Genomic DNA, 17,600 nt, shown 5'->3' with positions numbered 1-17,600 from the left:
AGTGAAGTACTTTACACTTATTTTACATAAATAATACACTTGTTTAATTCAGAGTTGAAATTAAGTTAGTAGGATTGAAGATGTAGAGTGATTACTAGATTTTTCATTTTGAAATTTTTTATACATGCTTACTTTAAACTTGGACATTTGAAAATGGAGGAATCATTTATTGAACATACTAGTAACAAATGATGATGGAATATTTTCTCCTGGTGTAGCAGCACTTGCCGAAGTCCTCCAGCATTTTGCTGAGGTCCATGTAGTTTGTCCTGACAAGGAGAAAAGTGGTGTTAGCCACTCCATTACGAAGAATGAACTGTTAGAAGCAAGACAAGTCACGATTTTCGGCAGTAACGTCCAAGCATGGGTCGTTAATGGAACACCTACCGACTGCGTAAAGCTTGGATTAGAGGTTCTGTTAAAGGAAAGGCCTGACTACGTTATTTCAGGAATTAATTTTGGTCCCATTTTAGGGAGGGATGTTTATTATTCTGGAGCTATGGCCGCAGTAGCTGAAGCATCGTTATATGGTATTTCTGCTATAGCTGTGTCACTTAGTCGAAAAGATACAAAGGATGTAAACTTTCAGCACCCAAAAAGACTATTCTACGATGTCATGGAGTCAATATTGGAAAATAAATTTCCAAAAGGCGTTTTTCTAAATATAAATTTGCCTTATATGACAAAGGAAACATGTTCGGGTATTGCAGTTGTCCCTTTGGATTTAAAACTTAATCGTTTCAGGTATGTTGGCTTAAAGGATCAGCATGGGCAGCTATACTATTCGTTACGTGATACTCAAAACGTTCCACAAATAGATGAAAGTGATTACCGGAGATTAAAGGAAGGCTATATAACGATTACTCCATTAGATGGAATGCGTACTTATAAACGGCATGTCAGGAAAGTGGAAAAGTGGTTCAGTTCTAAAACAACAATATTAATAGAGGAGAGTTCATAATCTATGAAAAAAATCGTAGTTTCAATGATGGTATCGTCTATGCTGGTGCTTTCTGCTTGCGGAGAAGCTTTAACTTCTTCTCAATCAAGTCAGGCAGAGGGGGGAGAAGAAGGTGTTCGAGGGACGGTTAATTTTTATACGTCCCAGCCTGATGCAGATGCGAAAGAGTTAGTAGATGCATTTAATGAAAAATACCCTGATGTTCAGGTTGACATTTTTCGGTCTGGAACGGAGGAAGTAATAAGTAAAGTAATGGCGGAACAGCAGGCTGGAAACATACAGGCAGATGTTTTGTTAGTTGCAGATGCGGTTACGTTTGAAACATTAAAGGAGCAAGATCTTCTATTGAAGCATGATTCATCCGAACATGCTTTCATTCCAACTGAATTTATCGATCAAGATAAAATGTATACAGGAACGAAGGTAATGGCGACAGTACTGGCTGTTAATACAAATGATGTAAAAGCATTACCTTCTTCTTGGAGTGTACTTACAAGTGATCAAGCAAAAGGGAAAGCGATTATGCCTAGCCCGCTATACTCAGGAGCTGCTGCCTATAATGTAGGTGTTTTTTCAAGGCAATCCTCATTTGGATGGGATTACTTTGAACAGCTTTCAGAGAATGGAATGACAGTTGTTCAAGGAAATGGTGCAGCTTTACAAGCTGTGACTGGTGGAGAGAAGGCCTACGCGATGGTTGTTGATTTTATTGTTACTCGTGCAAAGTCTGAAGGATCCCCCGTTGATATTATCTACCCTGACGAAGGTGTCCCTGTTATTACAGAGCCAATTGGCATTATGAGTAACACGGATAATGAAGCTGCTTCTAAAGCTTTTGTTGATTTTGTCTTGTCAGATGTGGGGCAGCAATTAGCAGCTAACTTAGGCTATACCCCAATTCGAGAGGGGATTGATGCCCCTGAAGGTTTAAAATCAATCAATGAACTAAAGGTACTCTCTCACGATGTAAAAGAGTTACTAGAGGCACGTGAACATGATAAACAAATGTTCTCAAACATTCTTGGAGAATAAAAACTGGGGTGTGAAATCTGATGACTGATATGAAACAAGGGAGACGGCTCTTTAAGTCTTCCTTTTTTTCAATTACGACTAAAGCAGGAAAGCAAATCTGGCTTACTCTATCTTTTGTTCTCATATTTATTTTCTTTCTGGTCCCAATTATTCGTCTGTTCTTATTAAGCCTTTCAGTTGAGGGCGGTCATATCTTTTCGAATTATTATTCAATACTTCATGAAGCAAGGACATGGAAAATCATCGCAAATACGGCTATCATCGTTGTTGGTTCAACGACAATTGCACTTGTCGTTGGGGTATTATTAGCATGGTTAATATCATATAGTGACATTCGAGCGAAGCGATGGTTAATACTGCTCGTAATGATCCCGTTTATTATTCCATCTTATATTGTCACGCTCTCTTGGACTCAGTTTTTAAGTAAGAAAGGTTGGTTAGCACAAGGATTTAGTCAAATAATGGTTGGTTTTGAGCCCTTTAATTTATATAGTCATACCGGAATTATCATCATATTAGGCTTATCTCATTACCCTTTGGTCTTTTTACTTACGATGAGCGTGTTAAGGAGAATCCCGAGAGAATTAGAATGGGCTGTTCAGGCCTCAGGAGGGAATCGTTGGACGGTCTTCCGGAAGATTACTCTTCCGTTAGCATTGCCTGGCATTGCGAGTGGAGGGATGCTGGCTTTTTTAGCCAACCTCGATAATTTTGGTATTCCTGCTTTTTTAGGAATTCCTGCGAAGATTACAGTATTAAGCACAGCCATTTATCAAGAAGTTGTTGGATTTGGTCCAACGGCTTTTGCAAGGGCAGCAACCTTTTCCGTTATACTTGCAATCATTGCACTAATAGGTACTGTCTTGCAATGGTTTTTTTTACGAAAGGCAAATTATAGTGAAAGCGTGATTGATAAGCGGCCGCGTGTCACCTTTGGAAAAAAACGCATATTAATTGAAATATCTCTATGGGCTATTTTAATTTTTATTAGTATCATTCCTTTGTTTTCGATGTTCGCAACATCAGTAATACGCGCATATGGTTTACCGTTTACGATTGACAACATTACGTTTAATCATTATAAGTTTTTATTGCTAGAAAACAGTAAAGTACAAGGAGCGATTCTGACTAGTATTAAGCTCGCAATAGGTACCTCGTTATTTTGCTTATTTGCTGGTACAGCTCTTGCCTACTATCGAATAAGACGGCAAAATCGTGTAGGGAAAGGGATGGAGTTAAGTGTTGGTTTACCATATGCACTACCAGGAATGGTTTTAGCACTTGCGATGATTTTGTCATGGATGCAGCCAATCCCAGGCTGGAATCCAGGAATATACGGTAGTATTTGGATCCTGTTTATTGCTTACATAACGAGATTTATGATTTTACAAGTAAGAGGAAGCATGACGGCAATGTCACAAATAGATCCTGCCATGGAGGAGGCGGCACAGGTTTTTGGGGCAAAAGGATTCAGCAAGTGGCGTAAAATAATGCTTCCTTTGTTGTTACCAGGACTCTTAAGTGGAACTTTTTTAGTCATGTTAACGGCATTAACAGAGTTAACCGTATCGGCCCTTCTATGGTCAAGTGGTTCAGAAACGATCGGTTTAACGATTTTTAACTTTGAACAGGCAGGTTATACAACATTTTCAACAGCATTTTCTAGCTTAATTGTCGTAGCGTTACTAATGGGTGGATTGTCCCTGATTTGGTTACAAGGAATTTATCAAAAGAAAGTAGGTCAAGTATGACGACAGTTTTAAAAAATGTCTCAAAGTTATTTGCGAAAACACTGGCTTTAAAAGGTATTGATTTGGAAATAGATGAGGGAGAGTTTGTTGCGATTTTAGGACCATCTGGATGTGGCAAGACGACATTGCTACGTCTATTAGCCGGATTTGAACGACCGAATGAAGGTGAAATTGTCATGGAAAGTATCAAGGTTTCTGATAAGTTAATGAACATCCCTCCTGAGAAACGAGATATAGGAATGGTTTTCCAATCGTTTGCACTTTGGCCACATTTAACAGTCAAAGAACATATACGTTTCCCATTACAGCATCACCGTTCTTCAAAGCGAATTTTAAAGCTACATCAAGAGCAACGGATTAATGAAATGCTTAAAATCGTTGGTCTTGAAAACTTTGGTACGCGTTTGCCAAATGAATTATCAGGAGGACAAAAGCAGCGAGTTGCCATTGCTCGAGCGCTTGCATCACAACCATCATTACTATTGATGGATGAGCCGTTAAGTAGTTTAGATGCTGAGCTTCGAATGGAGTTGCGTCACGAAATTAAAACGATCCATAGGCTAATGAAACCGTCGATTCTGTATGTAACACACGATCAGAGTGAGGCATTAGCTATGGCCGATAAGATCGTTGTAATGAAGGAAGGAAGCATAGAACAAATTGGGACACCCGAGGAAATTTTCTTTCATCCGAAAACGCCATTTGTCGCAACGTTTGTATCAAAGGCAAATTTAATTAAGGGCACATGGGAGGAGTCAGTCTTTTTTCCATTTCATAATAAAACCGTCCCCTGGAATGGCTCAGAAATTCCCCTTTCGTTTAGAAGAGCCGGTGTTTTTCCTGCTCGTCCTGAACAGTTAACTATTACAAATAAGTTTGGACTAAAAGGCATCATTGAAAACGTCATGTTTCAAGGTAAGGAAAGCCATTACAGAATAAAAATAAACAACACGACCATTACTGTGCATGTTGATCAAGAGCGAAGGTTAAAGGTTGGTGATGTTATCGGACTAGAGTTACTTAATCAAAAACAGGATCAAGTCGAAAAAACAGTTGAATCGATTGTATAGGGGGTGTCCCGAAAGGTTAAGAACGAACCTTTTGGGATATCCCCTGTTGAGTGTGTAACACCTTGCTTTTATAATAAAAATAGTAGAAGAATTAGGATATGGATGGGATTGGCGGATATCCGTTTAAAAAATGAAAAGTAGTCAACCTTAGGAAGAGGAAAAACTTCATTCAAAATTCACGAAAGAAAGGAGTTATCTCAGGTGAATGACCTGACTGAAGTAAATCATGAAGAACGGAAAGCTATCCAAAATCTACAAGATAGATTAATGCAGGCTAAGGATGATAAACAAACGAAAAAACTAGTGACAGAAATGACGCTTATTTATGAAAGAGCTCATGTACGACAATTGAAAAAGAATCGACGTTTTAGTGGGAGCGCGAAAAGTAGGAAAGGTGAGAAGGAATGAAAGTGACGGTCGTTGGTTTTTGGCATGGTTACCCTGAGGCTAATAGTGCAACATCAGGCTACTTGCTTGAACATGATGAGTATAAACTTCTATTAGATTGTGGAAGCGGTGTATTATCAAATGTCCAATCATTTTGTTCGCTTGATGATTTGAATGGTATTGTTCTTTCTCATTATCATGGTGACCATAAAGCAGATATTACTCCCTTTCAGTATTCAAGAATTTTAAATGCACAAAAAAGTGGCTATAAAACACCAATTATTTATGGTCATAATGATGATAAGGCTGAATTTTCAAAATTGCCCTTTCGCGATGTTGTTAAGGCGATACCCTATAACGATTACGATCGTTTGCTCATTGGTCCATTTGTGTTTTTCTTTCAAAGAACGAATCATCCCGTACCATGCTATGCGATGAAAGTTGAATTAGCAGGTAAAATACTTGTTTATACAGCTGATTCTAGCTTCAGTGAGGAATTGGCTTCCTTTGCAAAAGGGTGTGATTTATTAATTAGTGAATGCAGCGCATATGCAGGTGAGACGGTTTCTGAGTTTGGTCATATGAATAGTGAAGATGCGGGCAGACTGGCAGCACTAGCTCAGGCAAAAAGTCTCATATTAACTCACCTTCCACATTACGGGGAACATCAACAGCTAAAGGTAGAGGCCTCCGAACAATTTTCAGGTGAGATTTATCTAGCGAAACAAGGTTTCTCAATTGAATTATAAGTAGGAGCACTCTGACTCCTCTTTTTTTTTCGGGAAAAGACTATTTGCATTTTAGAGACTGTCATTCAAAATGTAACTAAAATATTTTTTTACTTGCTTATATAAGTATATGCTTATATAATTTTGGTAGAGAAGAAAGGATTGATTCACATGAATGCAGCGGTAACCATTGATGCAACAGCAAAAGTTTTAAAGTTGCTTGGGGATAAAACACGCTTGACGATGATGGCGCTTATGGAAGAGGACGAATGTTGTGTCTGTGAATTCGTCGAATTATTTAATATGAGTCAGCCATCAGTTAGCCAGCATTTAAGAAAGCTTCGTGATGTAGGTTTAGTAATTGAAGAGCGTAAAGGTCAATGGATTTTTTATCGAGTAAACAAAGAGCATGAATCATATCCACTTGTTAAAGGCTTACTGCAGCATATTCCGAGTCAAAAAATGAGACTAATTGAGTTGGAAAAGCGTGGTTTGCGAGTATGCTGTGATTAAACAAAGAGGGAGAAGGAGAAAGTATGTCTGACGTATTACTTGCATCATTTATTTTTCTATTTACCCTCGTCTTAGTTATTTGGCAACCTAAAGGCTTATCGATTGGATGGTCGGCGACGATTGGCGCGGTGTTAGCTTATATTGTTGGGATTGTTGACTTTGGCGATGTGGTAACCGTTACAGGAATTGTGTGGAATGCCACACTTACCTTTATAGCTATCATTATCATTTCATTAATTTTAGATGAAATTGGTTTTTTTGAGTGGTCGGCTTTACATATGGCGCGCTTTGCAAATGGGAATGGTGTGAAAATGTTTCTGTATGTTGCCATCCTTGGTGCTGTAGTTGCGGCGCTATTTGCAAATGATGGAGCTGCGTTAATTTTAACACCGATTGTACTCGCGATGGTACGAGCATTACGTTTTAAAGAAGTGATGGTGCTACCATTTATAATGGCAAGTGGTTTTATTGCTGATACGACCTCTTTACCACTTGTTGTTAGTAACTTAGTAAATATCGTTTCAGCTGACTTTTTTGGAATTGGTTTTGTGGAATATGCTACAAGAATGGTGATTCCTAACTTTTTTGCGCTTGGAGCGAGCATTTTAGTTTTGTATCTTTATTTTAGAAAAGACATTCCGAAGCAATACGATATGAGTCAACTGAAGAAACCTGTAGAAGCGATAAAGGATAAAGCACTATTTAATTTATCTTGGTGGATTCTCGTTGTACTACTCGTAGGATATTTTGTAAGTGAATTCGTGCATATGCCGGTTTCGTTTATAGCGATGCCTATTGCGTTTATCTTTTATTTTATTTTCCGTTACATTAGTGCTAAAAATGAAGACTTGAGCGCAGCCGGAATTATTAAAGGCGCACCTTGGACGATTGTTGTCTTTTCAATTGGTATGTATGTAGTCGTATACAGTCTACGAAACGTAGGGTTAACGGATGTACTAGCAAATGTAATTATAGCCGTTTCAGAGCAAGGGTTATTTGTTAGTACCATTTCAATGGGCTTTATTGCAGCAATTTTATCATCGATTATGAATAATATGCCAACCGTGATGATAAACGCATTGGCGATTGCGGATACCAATACAACAGGAGCGATGCGTGAAGCGCTTATTTATGCAAATGTAATAGGTTCTGACCTAGGTCCAAAAATTACTCCAATTGGTTCTCTAGCTACGCTGTTATGGTTACATGTTTTATCACAAAAAGGGGTAAAAATTACATGGGGCTATTATTTTAAAGTCGGCATTATTTTAACAATACCAACATTACTCATTACATTAATCGGTTTATATGTTTGGTTATCCATTCTTTTGTAAAGTAGGTTCCATACTTACAGCAAATAAAATATTAAATGAAAAGAGGTTTTTTTAATGTCAAAACCAATTATCTACTTTTTATGTACTGGAAATTCTTGCCGAAGCCAAATGGCTGAAGGCTGGGGAAAAAAATTATTAGGTGACCGGTATGAGGTTTATTCTGCAGGGATTGAAGCACATGGTGTGAATCCAAACGCTGTGAAAGCGATGGCGGAAGTAGGGATTGATATCTCAAACCAAACATCAGATACAATTGATAGAGACATTCTTCAAAAAGCGGATTTAGTGGTTACACTATGTGGTCATGCAAACGATGTTTGTCCGGCAACGCCTCCGAATAAAGACCGCGTTCATTGGGGCTTTGATGACCCCGCGAAGGCTGAAGGAACTGATGAAGAAAAATGGGCATTTTTCCAACGTGTACGTGATGAAATTGGTGAAAGAATCAAGCGATATGGAGAAACTGGGAAATAATAAAATAGATAAAGGGAAGCCGAGGAAACTGAAGCCACTGAAAAAGGTAAAAATCAACCTTTTTCAGTGCCTCTTATTAAGGAGCAATGGCTCCACACGTTGCTCGCCTGCTATGAGAAATCCACTCATAGCAGGCTTTTAAAAAGATGACAACGGCTCCGCACGTTGCTTCGAGGGCACTGAAAAAGGGAAAAGCACCTTTTTTCATGCCCTCAGGAAACTCGGCTTATCTCTTTAAGGAGGAATAGAAAATGGCGAGCATACGCATTTATGATCCTGCACTTTGTTGCCCGACAGGCGTTTGTGGTCCGAGCGTTGACCCTGAATTAACGAGGATTGCTACTTCCGTTTTTATGTTAGAAAAGAAGGGGATGGATATTAAGCGTTATAATCTTAGTTCAGAGCCACAAGCCTTTATTGATGAAGCCAAAATAGGTGCTTTATTAAATGAAAAAGGCACAGAGGCCTTACCGGCGATTATGTTAAATGGAGATGTTGTAAAAGTAGGAAGCTATCCAACGAACGAAGAATTAGCAAAATGGACTGGGATAGCGATTGAAGAGTTTACGAAAACTTCGGATAAAATAAAAGGTATTAAATTACTTTAATAATTTATAGAAAGAGGCGATTCAGATTGAATCCACGCTTTCAACCAACATCAGATCAGGTAACACCTTATTTATTTTTTACTGGAAAAGGCGGAGTCGGAAAAACATCAACGGCATGTGCAACCGCTGTTGCTTTAGCTAATGAAGGAAAACGAGTATTAATTGTAAGTACAGATCCAGCTTCAAATCTGCAAGATGTATTTGAACAACCAATTGAATATAATGAGACGGTTCTAAAAGACATTCCGGGTGTTACAGCCATTAATCTTGACCCGGAAGAAGCAGCGGCTGCTTATCGGGAAAAAATGGTCGGCCCTTATCGAGATAAGCTCCCCGCAACGGTTGTTGCTCAAATGGAGGAACAAATGTCGGGCGCTTGTACGGTTGAAATTGCAGCATTTGATGAGTTTGCAACGTTACTAACAAACCGAGAGCGTACAGCGCAATATGATCATATTATTTTTGATACAGCGCCAACTGGACATACATTACGCCTTCTTCAACTTCCAACTGCGTGGTCTGGTTTCCTTGATGAAAGTACCCATGGGGCGTCTTGTCTCGGACCGCTTTCAGGATTAGCAGATAAAAAGGAGCTTTATAGTGAAGCAGTAGAGGCTCTTTCAAATCATACATTAACTACTCTAATCCTCGTTACTCGTCCAGATGAATCTGCTCTAAGTGAGGCAGCTAGAGCATCAACTGAGTTACGTGAAATCGGCTTAGAAAATCAATGTCTTATTATTAATGGAAAGCTACAGAAGTTTGTAGCTGATGACCCTACGTCTGTAGCCTTTTACAATCGTCAAGAACAGGCATTAGAGCTTCTTCCTGATGAGTTAAAGAAATTAAAAACGTATGAACTACCATTTGTTCCTTACCAATTGACGGGGGTTCATTCTTTGACTACTTTATTTGCAGCTGAACAAATGATTGATACAAAAGCTGAATTTTTCGAAAAACTCGGTGATACTGAGACTATTCGAGAAATGATTGAGCATGCAGGAGCAAAGAAATCAGGGGTCATTTTAACAATGGGAAAAGGTGGCGTCGGTAAAACGACGATGGCGGCTATTATCGCTGTTGGTTTAGCGGAAATGGGTCATACTGTCCATTTAACAACAACCGATCCGGCAGAACATCTTTCATCTCTTTTTAATCATTCAGTTATAGAGAACCATTTATCAATAAGTCGAATTAACCCTAAAGTAGAAGTTGAACATTACAAAAAAGAAGTTCTAGAACAGGCGCGAGAACATCTTGATGAAAATGGTTTAGCATATCTAGAGGAAGATTTAAGTTCACCGTGTACAGAGGAAATTGCTGTTTTTCGTGCATTTGCTAAAGTAGTGGAAGAAGCGAATGATGCTTTTGTAGTTATCGATACTGCACCAACTGGACATACGCTCTTACTGTTAGATGCTGCAGAGTCGTACCATAAAGAGCTTGAACGTTCAACGGGGGATATTCCAGCATCGGTAAGTAACCTTCTGCCCCGATTACGAAATCCTGCAGAAACCGATGTATTTATCGTAACGCTTCCAGAGGCAACCCCAGTTCATGAGGCAGAACGATTACAGGTAGACTTGAATCGAGCGGGGATTGAGCCGACAGCGTGGATTGTTAACCAAAGCTTTAGTGCAACAAAAACAACAGACCCAATTTTAAAAGCTCGGGCACAAGGTGAAGGAAGATGGCTTTCTCTCGTTCAATCGAAATTGGCGAAAAAAACAATTCTTGTTCCGTGGAGACATGATTTTTCTGTTGGGTATCAGCATTTGAAAACCTTTATCTAATGTTTTGTGGTAGAATTAGGTTAATCGAAGGCGTAAGGGAGAGAAAGATATGGCATTGTTTGCAGCAATTTTGTATATGGAAAAACCAGAGCTAAATGACCAGTACCGACCTCAGCATCTAGCCTATTTAGCAAACCTTGAATCAGAAGGAAAGGTTCATGCCAAAGGACCATTTATTGATGGTGCTGGAGGAATGGTCATCTATGAAGCGGAGTCACTTCAAGAGGCAACACAGTTAGCAGAGGCAGATCCTTATGTCATTGAAGGTGTACGCCGTCTTGAATTACATGAATGGAAAAAAGCATAAGAGAAAGAGGGTGTTCCGTAATGGAGCACCCTCTCTTTCGTATTACATACGGCGGTTTGCTTGTGTGTGTTCAGAGATATCACTTAATGCTTCGCCCGCTTCATCTTGAATTGTATTATCTAGAGCTAGGTCCCCAAGCGCAATCATGCCAACAAGTTGTCCGTTTTCTACTACTGGTAAACGACGAATTTGATGTTGAGCCATCATTTCAGCAGCGTCCTCAGCATCTGTTGAAGGTGAGGCAGTTGCAATATTTGTAGACATACAATTACGGACGGATTCACTCGTTGCGTCCCCCTCTGCAGTAGAACGCAAAGCAATGTCACGGTCTGTAAGAATCCCTACTAACTGTCCATTTTCAACGACAGGTAATGAACCAATGTCATTTTGTTTCATTAAATTTGCTGCTTCTTGAACGGTTTGTTCAGGACTTACTGTAACTACATTAGTAGTCATAAGATTGTTTAGGCTTTCTGCCATGATAACATCTCTCCTTTCAATGTTATCATGGCAAAAATCAACCCGAAATATGCACATTGTACGTTGTAAGAAATCGGATGAAAAAACCTGTTTTTAAAGCTGTGTATAGGACAGAGGATATAAACAAAAAATAGAAGGTGAATGAAATGAAATAAGAACACGCACATGTGAATGATTGGGGTGGAATATGAAGGCAGTAACATACCAAGGGCCTAACCAAGTTAAGGTAAAAGAGGTACCAGACGCAGCTTTAAAGCATAAAGAAGACATAATTGTAAAAATTACGAGTACCGCTATTTGTGGATCTGATTTGCATCTATATCAAGGAAACTTCCCTTTACCTGATAACTATATTATTGGCCACGAGCCGATGGGAATTGTCGAAGAGGTTGGACCTGATGTAACAAAGGTAAAAAAAGGAGACCGTGTTGTTGTACCATTTAATGTGTCGTGTGGTCGTTGCTTCTATTGTGAGCATGAAATGGAAAGTCAATGTGATAATTCCAATCCACATTACGACTCAGGAGGTTATTTGGGGTATTCAGAAAAATTCGGGAATCACCCAGGTGGTCAGGCAGAATACTTGAAAGTACCATTTGGCAATTTTACACCGTTTGTCATCCCTGAAACATGCGAACTTGAGGACGAATCACTATTATTTTTGTCGGATGTAATTCCAACGGCCTATTGGAGTGTTATTAACGCAGATGTGAAAAAAGGCGATACCGTCATTATTTTAGGCTGTGGACCAGTCGGATTAATGGCACAGAAATTTGCATGGATGCAAGGTGCTAAACGTGTAATTGCTGTTGATTATGTACCTTATCGTTTAAATCGAGCGAAGCAAGTAAATAAAGTTGAAACGTTCAACTTTACTGAATATCCAGATATGGGTGAACACTTAAAAGAAATAACGTCTGGTGGAGCTGATGTTGTCATTGATTGTGTAGGTATGGACGGGAAAAAGTCTCCATTGGAGTTTATAGAACAAAAGCTGAAACTTCAAGGCGGTACTCTTGGGCCCATTCAAATCTCAATGAAGGCCGTCCGAAAATTCGGCACCGTTCAAATTACCGGTGTATATGGGTCCAACTATAATCAATTCCCTTTAGGTGCTTTTTTTGCTAGAAATATAACGTTAAAAATGGGACAAGCTCCTATTATTCACTTTATGCCAGAGCTGTACAAAAAAATCATAAATAATGAATTTGACCCTACTGATATTATTACTCATAAGATGGCTCTTCAAGATGCAGATGATGCTTATAAAAAATTTAATGGTCATGAGGATAATTGTATAAAGGTCATATTAAAACCATAGCAATGTGAGGCAAAAGGATGATTCTTTTGCCTCCTTTTTCTCTTTTTAAACAAGATTCAACATAGATTTACAAAAGCTTTACATTCGAAACATACCTTCTTAATATTAGCCTACTATACTAGCAATTGTGAGAGGGAGACAAACCTCTACAAAACACAAACATTTCTTAAATAGAAAAGGGAGGACAATTCAGTGAATTTTAAAAAGTATTTGATGTTCTTAGTAATCGCTGCACTAATGGTTGTTGCAGTAGCATGTGGAGGCGGCGGTACAGATGATGCAAGCACTGACGAAAATGGAGGCACTGAAGAGACACCGGTTGAAAATGTAGACACAGAAGAAACTGAAGATGCTGCTGAAGAGGAAGCTGCTTTAGAAGGAAGCGTTGTTGTTGATGGTTCAGGTACAGTTTATCCTTTAATGGCAGTACTAGCAGAAGAATACATGATTAACGAACAAGAGAATGTATCTGTTGAAGTTAGTCGTTCAGGTACTAGTGCAGGATTTAAAAAATTCCTTGTTGAAAATGGAACAGATTTTAATGACGCATCTCGTCAAATTAAAGACGAAGAAAAAGCTACAGCAGATGAACTTGGTATGGAAGTGAAAGAACTTAAAGTAGCATTAGACGGATTAACATTTGTTATTAACAAAGAAAATGATTGGGCAACAGAGCTTACTGAAGAGGAAGTAGTAAAAATCTTCCGTGCAGACAGTGGTATTACTAAATGGTCTGATATCAACCCTGAGTTTCCTGATACGGAAATTAACACATATGGACCAAATGAGAATCATGGAACATATGAATTCTTCTATGAAAGTATTCTTGACGAGGCAGATTTAGTTGAGGGTGTTAATCTTCAGCAAGAATACTCAACACTTGTGAACCTTGTATCTGAAGATGAGAACGGAATTGCATTCTTCGGTTTCGGTTACTATGTAAACAATCAAGATAAGCTTCAAGCAGTAAAAGTCGACTTTGGAAACGGTCCAGTAGAACCTTCACTTGATACAATTGCAGAAGACGGAGAGTACGCTCCATTTACTCGTCCAGTTTTCACATATTTAAATGTTGATTTAGCGAAAGAAAAGCCACAAGTATTAGACTTTGCATTGTTTGCAATGAATAATGTAAATACTTTTGCAGGAGAAACAGGGTTCGCTCCTATTCCTGAGGCTGAAGTTGAAGAGGCAGTTGCATTTTTAGAAGGATTAAAATAAAAAGTTAGTATCAGTGCAATAGATGAGAGCTTTTGTAAGTTCTCATCTTATTGCAGTATTAGAGGCTGAAAGGGGTGCTCCATCTGATGGAAATAAACAGTGCTTCAAACAAAGGGACAGCGATTAATGTAAGAGGGATGATCAAAGAGAAAAAGAGATCAAAAAGCATTACTAGTGTTATAGAAACAATTATGCCAAAGCTTCTTCTTGCAATTGCAACAATATCAATTCTTACAACGATTGGAATTTTATTTACATTATTAACTGAAACAGTTGAATTTTTTAAAAGGGTTTCGATTTTTGAATTTTTTACTGGAACAGTTTTAAAACCGTTAAGTAAGACACCTGAATTTGGTGTGCTACCACTTATTACGGGCACTGTTATTTCGTCTATAATTGCTATGGCAGTAGCGATTCCTATTGGTCTTATGACAGCAATCTACCTAAGTGAGTATGCATCCGATAAAGTTAGAAGAATGTTAAAACCAGTATTAGAAATACTTGCTGGTATACCAACAATTGTTTATGGATTTTTTGCGTTTACATTTGTTACTCCGCTTCTAAGAGCATTTATCCCTGGTTTAGAAGCTACCAACATCCTAAGTCCGGGAATTGTAATGGGAATTATGATTATCCCGATGGTCGCATCCCTTTCCGAAGATGCGATGAGTTCGGTACCCAACTCAATGAGAGAAGGGGCATTGGCATTAGGGTCTACTCGTCTAGAAGTAACAAGACAAGTCGTGATTCCTGCTGCAATCTCTGGTATTATAGCTTCTTTCGTTCTTGGAATTTCACGGGCAATTGGAGAAACAATGATTGTTACGATTGCAAGTGGAAGCTCTAAAAACTTTACTTTCGACATTACACAATCTATGCAAACAATGACTGCATACATTGTTGAAGTAACTGGTGGGGACGCGCCTGCCGGTTCGACTATATATTATAGCTTGTACGCTGTAGCAATGACGTTATTCGTCTTTACTTTTTTAATGAATCTACTTGCTAGATATATCTCTCGTAAATTTAGGGAGGAATATTAAAATGAAATATGTTGATACAAATCTAGTTCAGAAGAAAATGAACACTAGGTTATTAGCAAATAACATTGCAAAAATGCTTTTTCTACTTTCAACTATCTTTGGTCTAGTTGTTCTGGTTGTATTAATATATCGGGTTTGGTCACAAAGTATTGGTTGGATTGACCTTGGTTTTTTATCGGGTAAGCTTTCTAACTCTCCTGACAGAGCGGGTATTATGGGGGCTATATTAGGGACGCTATGGTTAATGATTGTTGTAGCGCCTGTAACACTCTTTTTAGGAGTAGGTACGGCAATCTATTTAGAATCGTATGCGAAAAAAGGGAAGATTCAATCATTTATTCAAGCAAACATCTCAAATTTAGCAGGGGTGCCTTCGATTGTATTCGGTATATTAGGGTTAACGGTTTTTGCAAGAGGATTAGAATTAGGGAACGTTGTTTTAGCAGGGGGATTAACGATGGCCCTCTTAGTACTACCAATTGTTGTTGTTGCTAGTCAAGAAGCAATTAGAGCAGTACCTCAATTTTTAAGTGAAGCATCTTACGGAATGGGAGCAACGAAGTGGCAAACGATAAAAAATGTTGTGCTACCTGCTTCGCTTCCAGGGATTTTAACTGGTGCTATTTTGTCTCTTTCAAGAGCAATTGGCGAGACGGCACCATTAATTGTTTTAGGAATTCCTGCTTTGCTAATTCCATTTCCGGGAAGTGTAATGGATCGTTTTACGATTCTACCAATGCAAATTTATTATTGGACAATAGACTCGGCACTTGTTGAAGAATATGCAAACTTGGCAGCCGCTACAATTGTTGTACTATTAGTTGTTTTATTCCTTTTAAATTCTGTGGCGATTATTATTAGAAATAAATTCCAACGAAGATATTAATTTTTATAGGGGGGCATAAAAATGAGTCTTTTAGCGAGTGAAAAGAAGGATGTTGTTTTTAGGCAGAGTGATGAACTGGTTCAAGCAAATACTTTAGAGAAGAGTCTCGTCTATGATACGAAGGATTTAAACCTTTGGTACGGAAAGGACCATGCGTTAAAAAATATTAATCTTTCAATTCATGAACAAGAAGTGACAGCAATTATCGGACCTTCTGGTTGTGGAAAATCAACTTATATTAAAACACTAAATCGTATGGTAGAGTTAGTCCCAATTGTTAGAATTGCAGGGGACATTACTTATAGAGGAAAAAGCATTCTTGATAAATCATATAAAGTAGAGGATTTACGTACGAGTGTTGGCATGGTTTTTCAAAAACCAAATCCATTTCCAAAATCTATCTATGATAATATTGCCTATGGTCCAAGAATTCATGGGATTAGAAATAAAAAGATTTTAGATGAAATTGTTGAACGTAGTTTGCGTGGTGCGGCTATTTGGGATGAAGTTAAGGATCGTCTGAACGAGAATGCTTATGGCTTATCCGGAGGTCAACAACAACGTCTTTGTATAGCACGTTGTTTAGCAATTGAGCCAGATGTTATCTTAATGGATGAGCCAACATCAGCACTAGATCCGAAATCGACTTTAAAAGTTGAGGAATTAATACAGGAGCTTAAGAAAGAATACTCTATTATTATCGTAACTCATAACATGCAGCAAGCAGCACGTATTTCTGATAAAACTGCTTTTTTCTTAAATGGTGAGGTAGTCGAATTTGACAATACAGATACAATTTTCTCTAATCCTACTGACAGTCGTACAGAAGATTATATTACTGGCCGATTTGGGTAAGAAAGGTGCTGTGCTAATTTGGTTGTGCGGAGTTTTCATTTTCAACTTGAAAATGTCAAAAATGATTTAATCAAAATGGGTAAGCGAGTTGAAAGTGTATTAGATGAGATGATAAAGGGATTTATCTCATTGAATCAAGGAACAATGGAAAATATAATAAACAAGGATTATTTAATAAATCAGAAAGAGTTAGAATTACACGACCAAGTTACATTGCTAATATCTAAACAACAACCAGTCGCTACAGACTTACGTAAGCTAATCGTTGTCTTAAAAATATCAAGTGATTTGGAGCGAGTAGCTGATTTAAGCGTTGATATTGCAAAACAGTCTATGCGTTTAAAAAAAGAATCAATTATTCCATATGAAGATAAGCTTATTACGATGTTTTTAATTGCTCAAGATATGATTCGAATATCATTAGAATCATTTGAGAACACGGATATTTTAATGGCACAAAAAATTGCAACTATGGATGATAAGGTAGATCATTTATATGGAGAATTTATTCGAGCTCTTTTTCAAATTAGTCACAAGCAATTAGAAGTTGATCAAGTGACTCAACTTGCGTTTATTGGTCGTTATATCGAACGAATAGCGGATTATGCAACAAATATTGCGGAATGGGTCGTTTATGAAGTGAACGGTCAGCATTTTGATTTAAATTGATTCAACTTTATTAAACGATTTTCGCGCTAGAGCAAAGGAATATGATTAAAGGAAAAGCGAAACCTAATTAGTACTTACACTACTAATTAGGTTTCTTTTCTTTTTTTGAAATGAACATGAATATTAATAGCAGTAGCTAAGAACAACAACCACTTGCTTTAAATTCT

At 38.1% G+C, this 17,600-nt stretch carries 19 protein-coding genes; 18 read left to right on the top strand and 1 reads right to left on the bottom strand.

Annotation, left to right across the window (positions count from 1 at the left end):
- Window positions 1-169 precede the first annotated feature (169 nt).
- The 12 genes from surE to B1R93_RS09080 all read left to right on the top strand — a co-directional run bounded on the left by surE (window position 170) and on the right by B1R93_RS09080 (window position 10,958).
- Window positions 170-961 (top strand): 5'/3'-nucleotidase SurE, encoded by a 792-nt coding sequence (gene surE, locus B1R93_RS09135; protein ID WP_088103676.1) that lies wholly within the window; start codon window positions 170-172, stop codon window positions 959-961.
- Between the two features lie 3 nt (window positions 962-964).
- Window positions 965-1,993, top strand: a complete 1,029-nt coding sequence (locus B1R93_RS09130) for an ABC transporter substrate-binding protein (protein WP_088103675.1) — start codon at window positions 965-967, stop codon at window positions 1,991-1,993.
- Window positions 1,994-2,013: 20 nt separating this feature from the next.
- Window positions 2,014-3,744, top strand: a complete 1,731-nt coding sequence (locus tag B1R93_RS09125) for an ABC transporter permease (protein WP_088103674.1) — start codon at window positions 2,014-2,016, stop codon at window positions 3,742-3,744.
- A complete protein-coding gene (locus B1R93_RS09120) occupies window positions 3,741-4,814 on the top strand; it encodes an ABC transporter ATP-binding protein (RefSeq protein WP_088103673.1) in 1,074 nt (357 codons plus the stop codon). The genes B1R93_RS09125 and B1R93_RS09120 overlap by 4 nt, the downstream gene beginning before the upstream one ends.
- A 201-nt stretch (window positions 4,815-5,015) precedes the next feature.
- Entirely contained in the window at window positions 5,016-5,222 is a 207-nt protein-coding gene (locus B1R93_RS09115) for a hypothetical protein (RefSeq protein WP_088103672.1), read from the top strand.
- On the top strand, window positions 5,219-5,950 hold the full coding sequence (locus tag B1R93_RS09110) for an MBL fold metallo-hydrolase (protein ID WP_088103671.1): 732 nt from the start codon (window positions 5,219-5,221) through the stop codon (window positions 5,948-5,950). Before B1R93_RS09115 ends, B1R93_RS09110 begins: the two co-directional genes overlap by 4 nt.
- 150 nt (window positions 5,951-6,100) lie before the next feature.
- Window positions 6,101-6,442 carry an ArsR/SmtB family transcription factor gene (locus B1R93_RS09105; protein WP_088103670.1) on the top strand — a complete coding sequence of 114 codons (342 nt, stop codon included), beginning with the start codon at window positions 6,101-6,103 and terminating at the stop codon, window positions 6,440-6,442.
- A 23-nt stretch (window positions 6,443-6,465) separates the two neighbouring features.
- Entirely contained in the window at window positions 6,466-7,776 is a 1,311-nt protein-coding gene (locus B1R93_RS09100; protein ID WP_088103669.1) for an arsenic transporter, read from the top strand.
- A gap of 54 nt (window positions 7,777-7,830) precedes the next feature.
- The gene (gene arsC, locus B1R93_RS09095; RefSeq protein ID WP_088103668.1) at window positions 7,831-8,250 is read left to right on the top strand and encodes an arsenate reductase (thioredoxin); all 420 of its coding nucleotides are present in this window, start codon (window positions 7,831-7,833) and stop codon (window positions 8,248-8,250) included.
- A gap of 251 nt (window positions 8,251-8,501) precedes the next feature.
- On the top strand, window positions 8,502-8,858 hold the full coding sequence (gene arsD, locus B1R93_RS09090) for an arsenite efflux transporter metallochaperone ArsD (protein ID WP_088103667.1): 357 nt from the start codon (window positions 8,502-8,504) through the stop codon (window positions 8,856-8,858).
- 26 nt (window positions 8,859-8,884) lie between these two features.
- A complete protein-coding gene (gene arsA / locus B1R93_RS09085) occupies window positions 8,885-10,651 on the top strand; it encodes an arsenical pump-driving ATPase (protein ID WP_088103666.1) in 1,767 nt (588 codons plus the stop codon).
- Between the two features lie 49 nt (window positions 10,652-10,700).
- Window positions 10,701-10,958: a YciI family protein gene (locus tag B1R93_RS09080; protein WP_088103665.1), complete on the top strand. Its 258-nt coding sequence runs from the start codon at window positions 10,701-10,703 to the stop codon at window positions 10,956-10,958.
- Between the two features lie 42 nt (window positions 10,959-11,000).
- Here the strand turns inward: B1R93_RS09080 and B1R93_RS09075 are convergent, their stop codons facing one another.
- Window positions 11,001-11,438 carry a CBS domain-containing protein gene (locus tag B1R93_RS09075; RefSeq protein WP_088103664.1) on the bottom strand — a complete coding sequence of 146 codons (438 nt, stop codon included), beginning with the start codon at window positions 11,436-11,438 and terminating at the stop codon, window positions 11,001-11,003.
- A gap of 187 nt (window positions 11,439-11,625) precedes the next feature.
- Here B1R93_RS09075 and B1R93_RS09070 point away from each other — a divergent pair, with 187 nt between their 5' ends.
- From B1R93_RS09070 to phoU, 6 genes are all read left to right on the top strand, one after another.
- The gene (locus B1R93_RS09070; RefSeq protein ID WP_088103663.1) at window positions 11,626-12,759 is read left to right on the top strand and encodes a zinc-dependent alcohol dehydrogenase; all 1,134 of its coding nucleotides are present in this window, start codon (window positions 11,626-11,628) and stop codon (window positions 12,757-12,759) included.
- Between the two features lie 192 nt (window positions 12,760-12,951).
- Entirely contained in the window at window positions 12,952-13,980 is a 1,029-nt protein-coding gene (locus B1R93_RS09065; protein ID WP_088103662.1) for a PstS family phosphate ABC transporter substrate-binding protein, read from the top strand.
- An 86-nt stretch (window positions 13,981-14,066) separates the two neighbouring features.
- Window positions 14,067-15,023 (top strand): phosphate ABC transporter permease subunit PstC, encoded by a 957-nt coding sequence (pstC, locus tag B1R93_RS09060; protein WP_088103661.1) that lies wholly within the window; start codon window positions 14,067-14,069, stop codon window positions 15,021-15,023.
- 1 nt (window position 15,024) lies between these two features.
- The gene (pstA, locus tag B1R93_RS09055; RefSeq protein ID WP_088103660.1) at window positions 15,025-15,909 is read left to right on the top strand and encodes a phosphate ABC transporter permease PstA; all 885 of its coding nucleotides are present in this window, start codon (window positions 15,025-15,027) and stop codon (window positions 15,907-15,909) included.
- A gap of 21 nt (window positions 15,910-15,930) precedes the next feature.
- Complete coding sequence (gene pstB, locus B1R93_RS09050) at window positions 15,931-16,764, top strand: phosphate ABC transporter ATP-binding protein PstB (RefSeq protein ID WP_088103659.1); 834 nt, start codon at window positions 15,931-15,933, stop codon at window positions 16,762-16,764.
- Window positions 16,765-16,788: 24 nt separating this feature from the next.
- Entirely contained in the window at window positions 16,789-17,433 is a 645-nt protein-coding gene (gene phoU, locus B1R93_RS09045; RefSeq protein WP_245308289.1) for a phosphate signaling complex protein PhoU, read from the top strand.
- Window positions 17,434-17,600 lie beyond the last annotated feature (167 nt).

Origin of the sequence: Halalkalibacter urbisdiaboli (assembly GCF_002156385.1) — a bacterium.
In the GTDB taxonomy this organism is placed as follows: domain Bacteria; phylum Bacillota; class Bacilli; order Bacillales; family Bacillaceae_D; genus Halalkalibacter_A; species Halalkalibacter_A urbisdiaboli.
This window is presented reverse-complemented; position numbering and strand designations above follow the sequence as displayed.

Coding starts and splice junctions, on each gene's coding strand:
- B1R93_RS09100 (WP_088103669.1), top strand. CDS start 6,466: ATGTCTGACGTATTACTTGCATCATTTATTTTTCTATTTACCCTCGTC.
- B1R93_RS09070 (WP_088103663.1), top strand. CDS start 11,626: ATGAAGGCAGTAACATACCAAGGGCCTAACCAAGTTAAGGTAAAAGAG.
- pstA (WP_088103660.1), top strand. CDS start 15,025: ATGAAATATGTTGATACAAATCTAGTTCAGAAGAAAATGAACACTAGG.
- pstC (WP_088103661.1), top strand. CDS start 14,067: ATGGAAATAAACAGTGCTTCAAACAAAGGGACAGCGATTAATGTAAGA.
- B1R93_RS09120 (WP_088103673.1), top strand. CDS start 3,741: ATGACGACAGTTTTAAAAAATGTCTCAAAGTTATTTGCGAAAACACTG.
- B1R93_RS09080 (WP_088103665.1), top strand. CDS start 10,701: ATGGCATTGTTTGCAGCAATTTTGTATATGGAAAAACCAGAGCTAAAT.
- arsC (WP_088103668.1), top strand. CDS start 7,831: ATGTCAAAACCAATTATCTACTTTTTATGTACTGGAAATTCTTGCCGA.
- B1R93_RS09110 (WP_088103671.1), top strand. CDS start 5,219: ATGAAAGTGACGGTCGTTGGTTTTTGGCATGGTTACCCTGAGGCTAAT.
- B1R93_RS09105 (WP_088103670.1), top strand. CDS start 6,101: ATGAATGCAGCGGTAACCATTGATGCAACAGCAAAAGTTTTAAAGTTG.
- pstB (WP_088103659.1), top strand. CDS start 15,931: ATGAGTCTTTTAGCGAGTGAAAAGAAGGATGTTGTTTTTAGGCAGAGT.
- arsD (WP_088103667.1), top strand. CDS start 8,502: ATGGCGAGCATACGCATTTATGATCCTGCACTTTGTTGCCCGACAGGC.
- B1R93_RS09075 (WP_088103664.1), bottom strand. CDS start 11,438: ATGGCAGAAAGCCTAAACAATCTTATGACTACTAATGTAGTTACAGTA.
- B1R93_RS09125 (WP_088103674.1), top strand. CDS start 2,014: ATGACTGATATGAAACAAGGGAGACGGCTCTTTAAGTCTTCCTTTTTT.
- B1R93_RS09130 (WP_088103675.1), top strand. CDS start 965: ATGAAAAAAATCGTAGTTTCAATGATGGTATCGTCTATGCTGGTGCTT.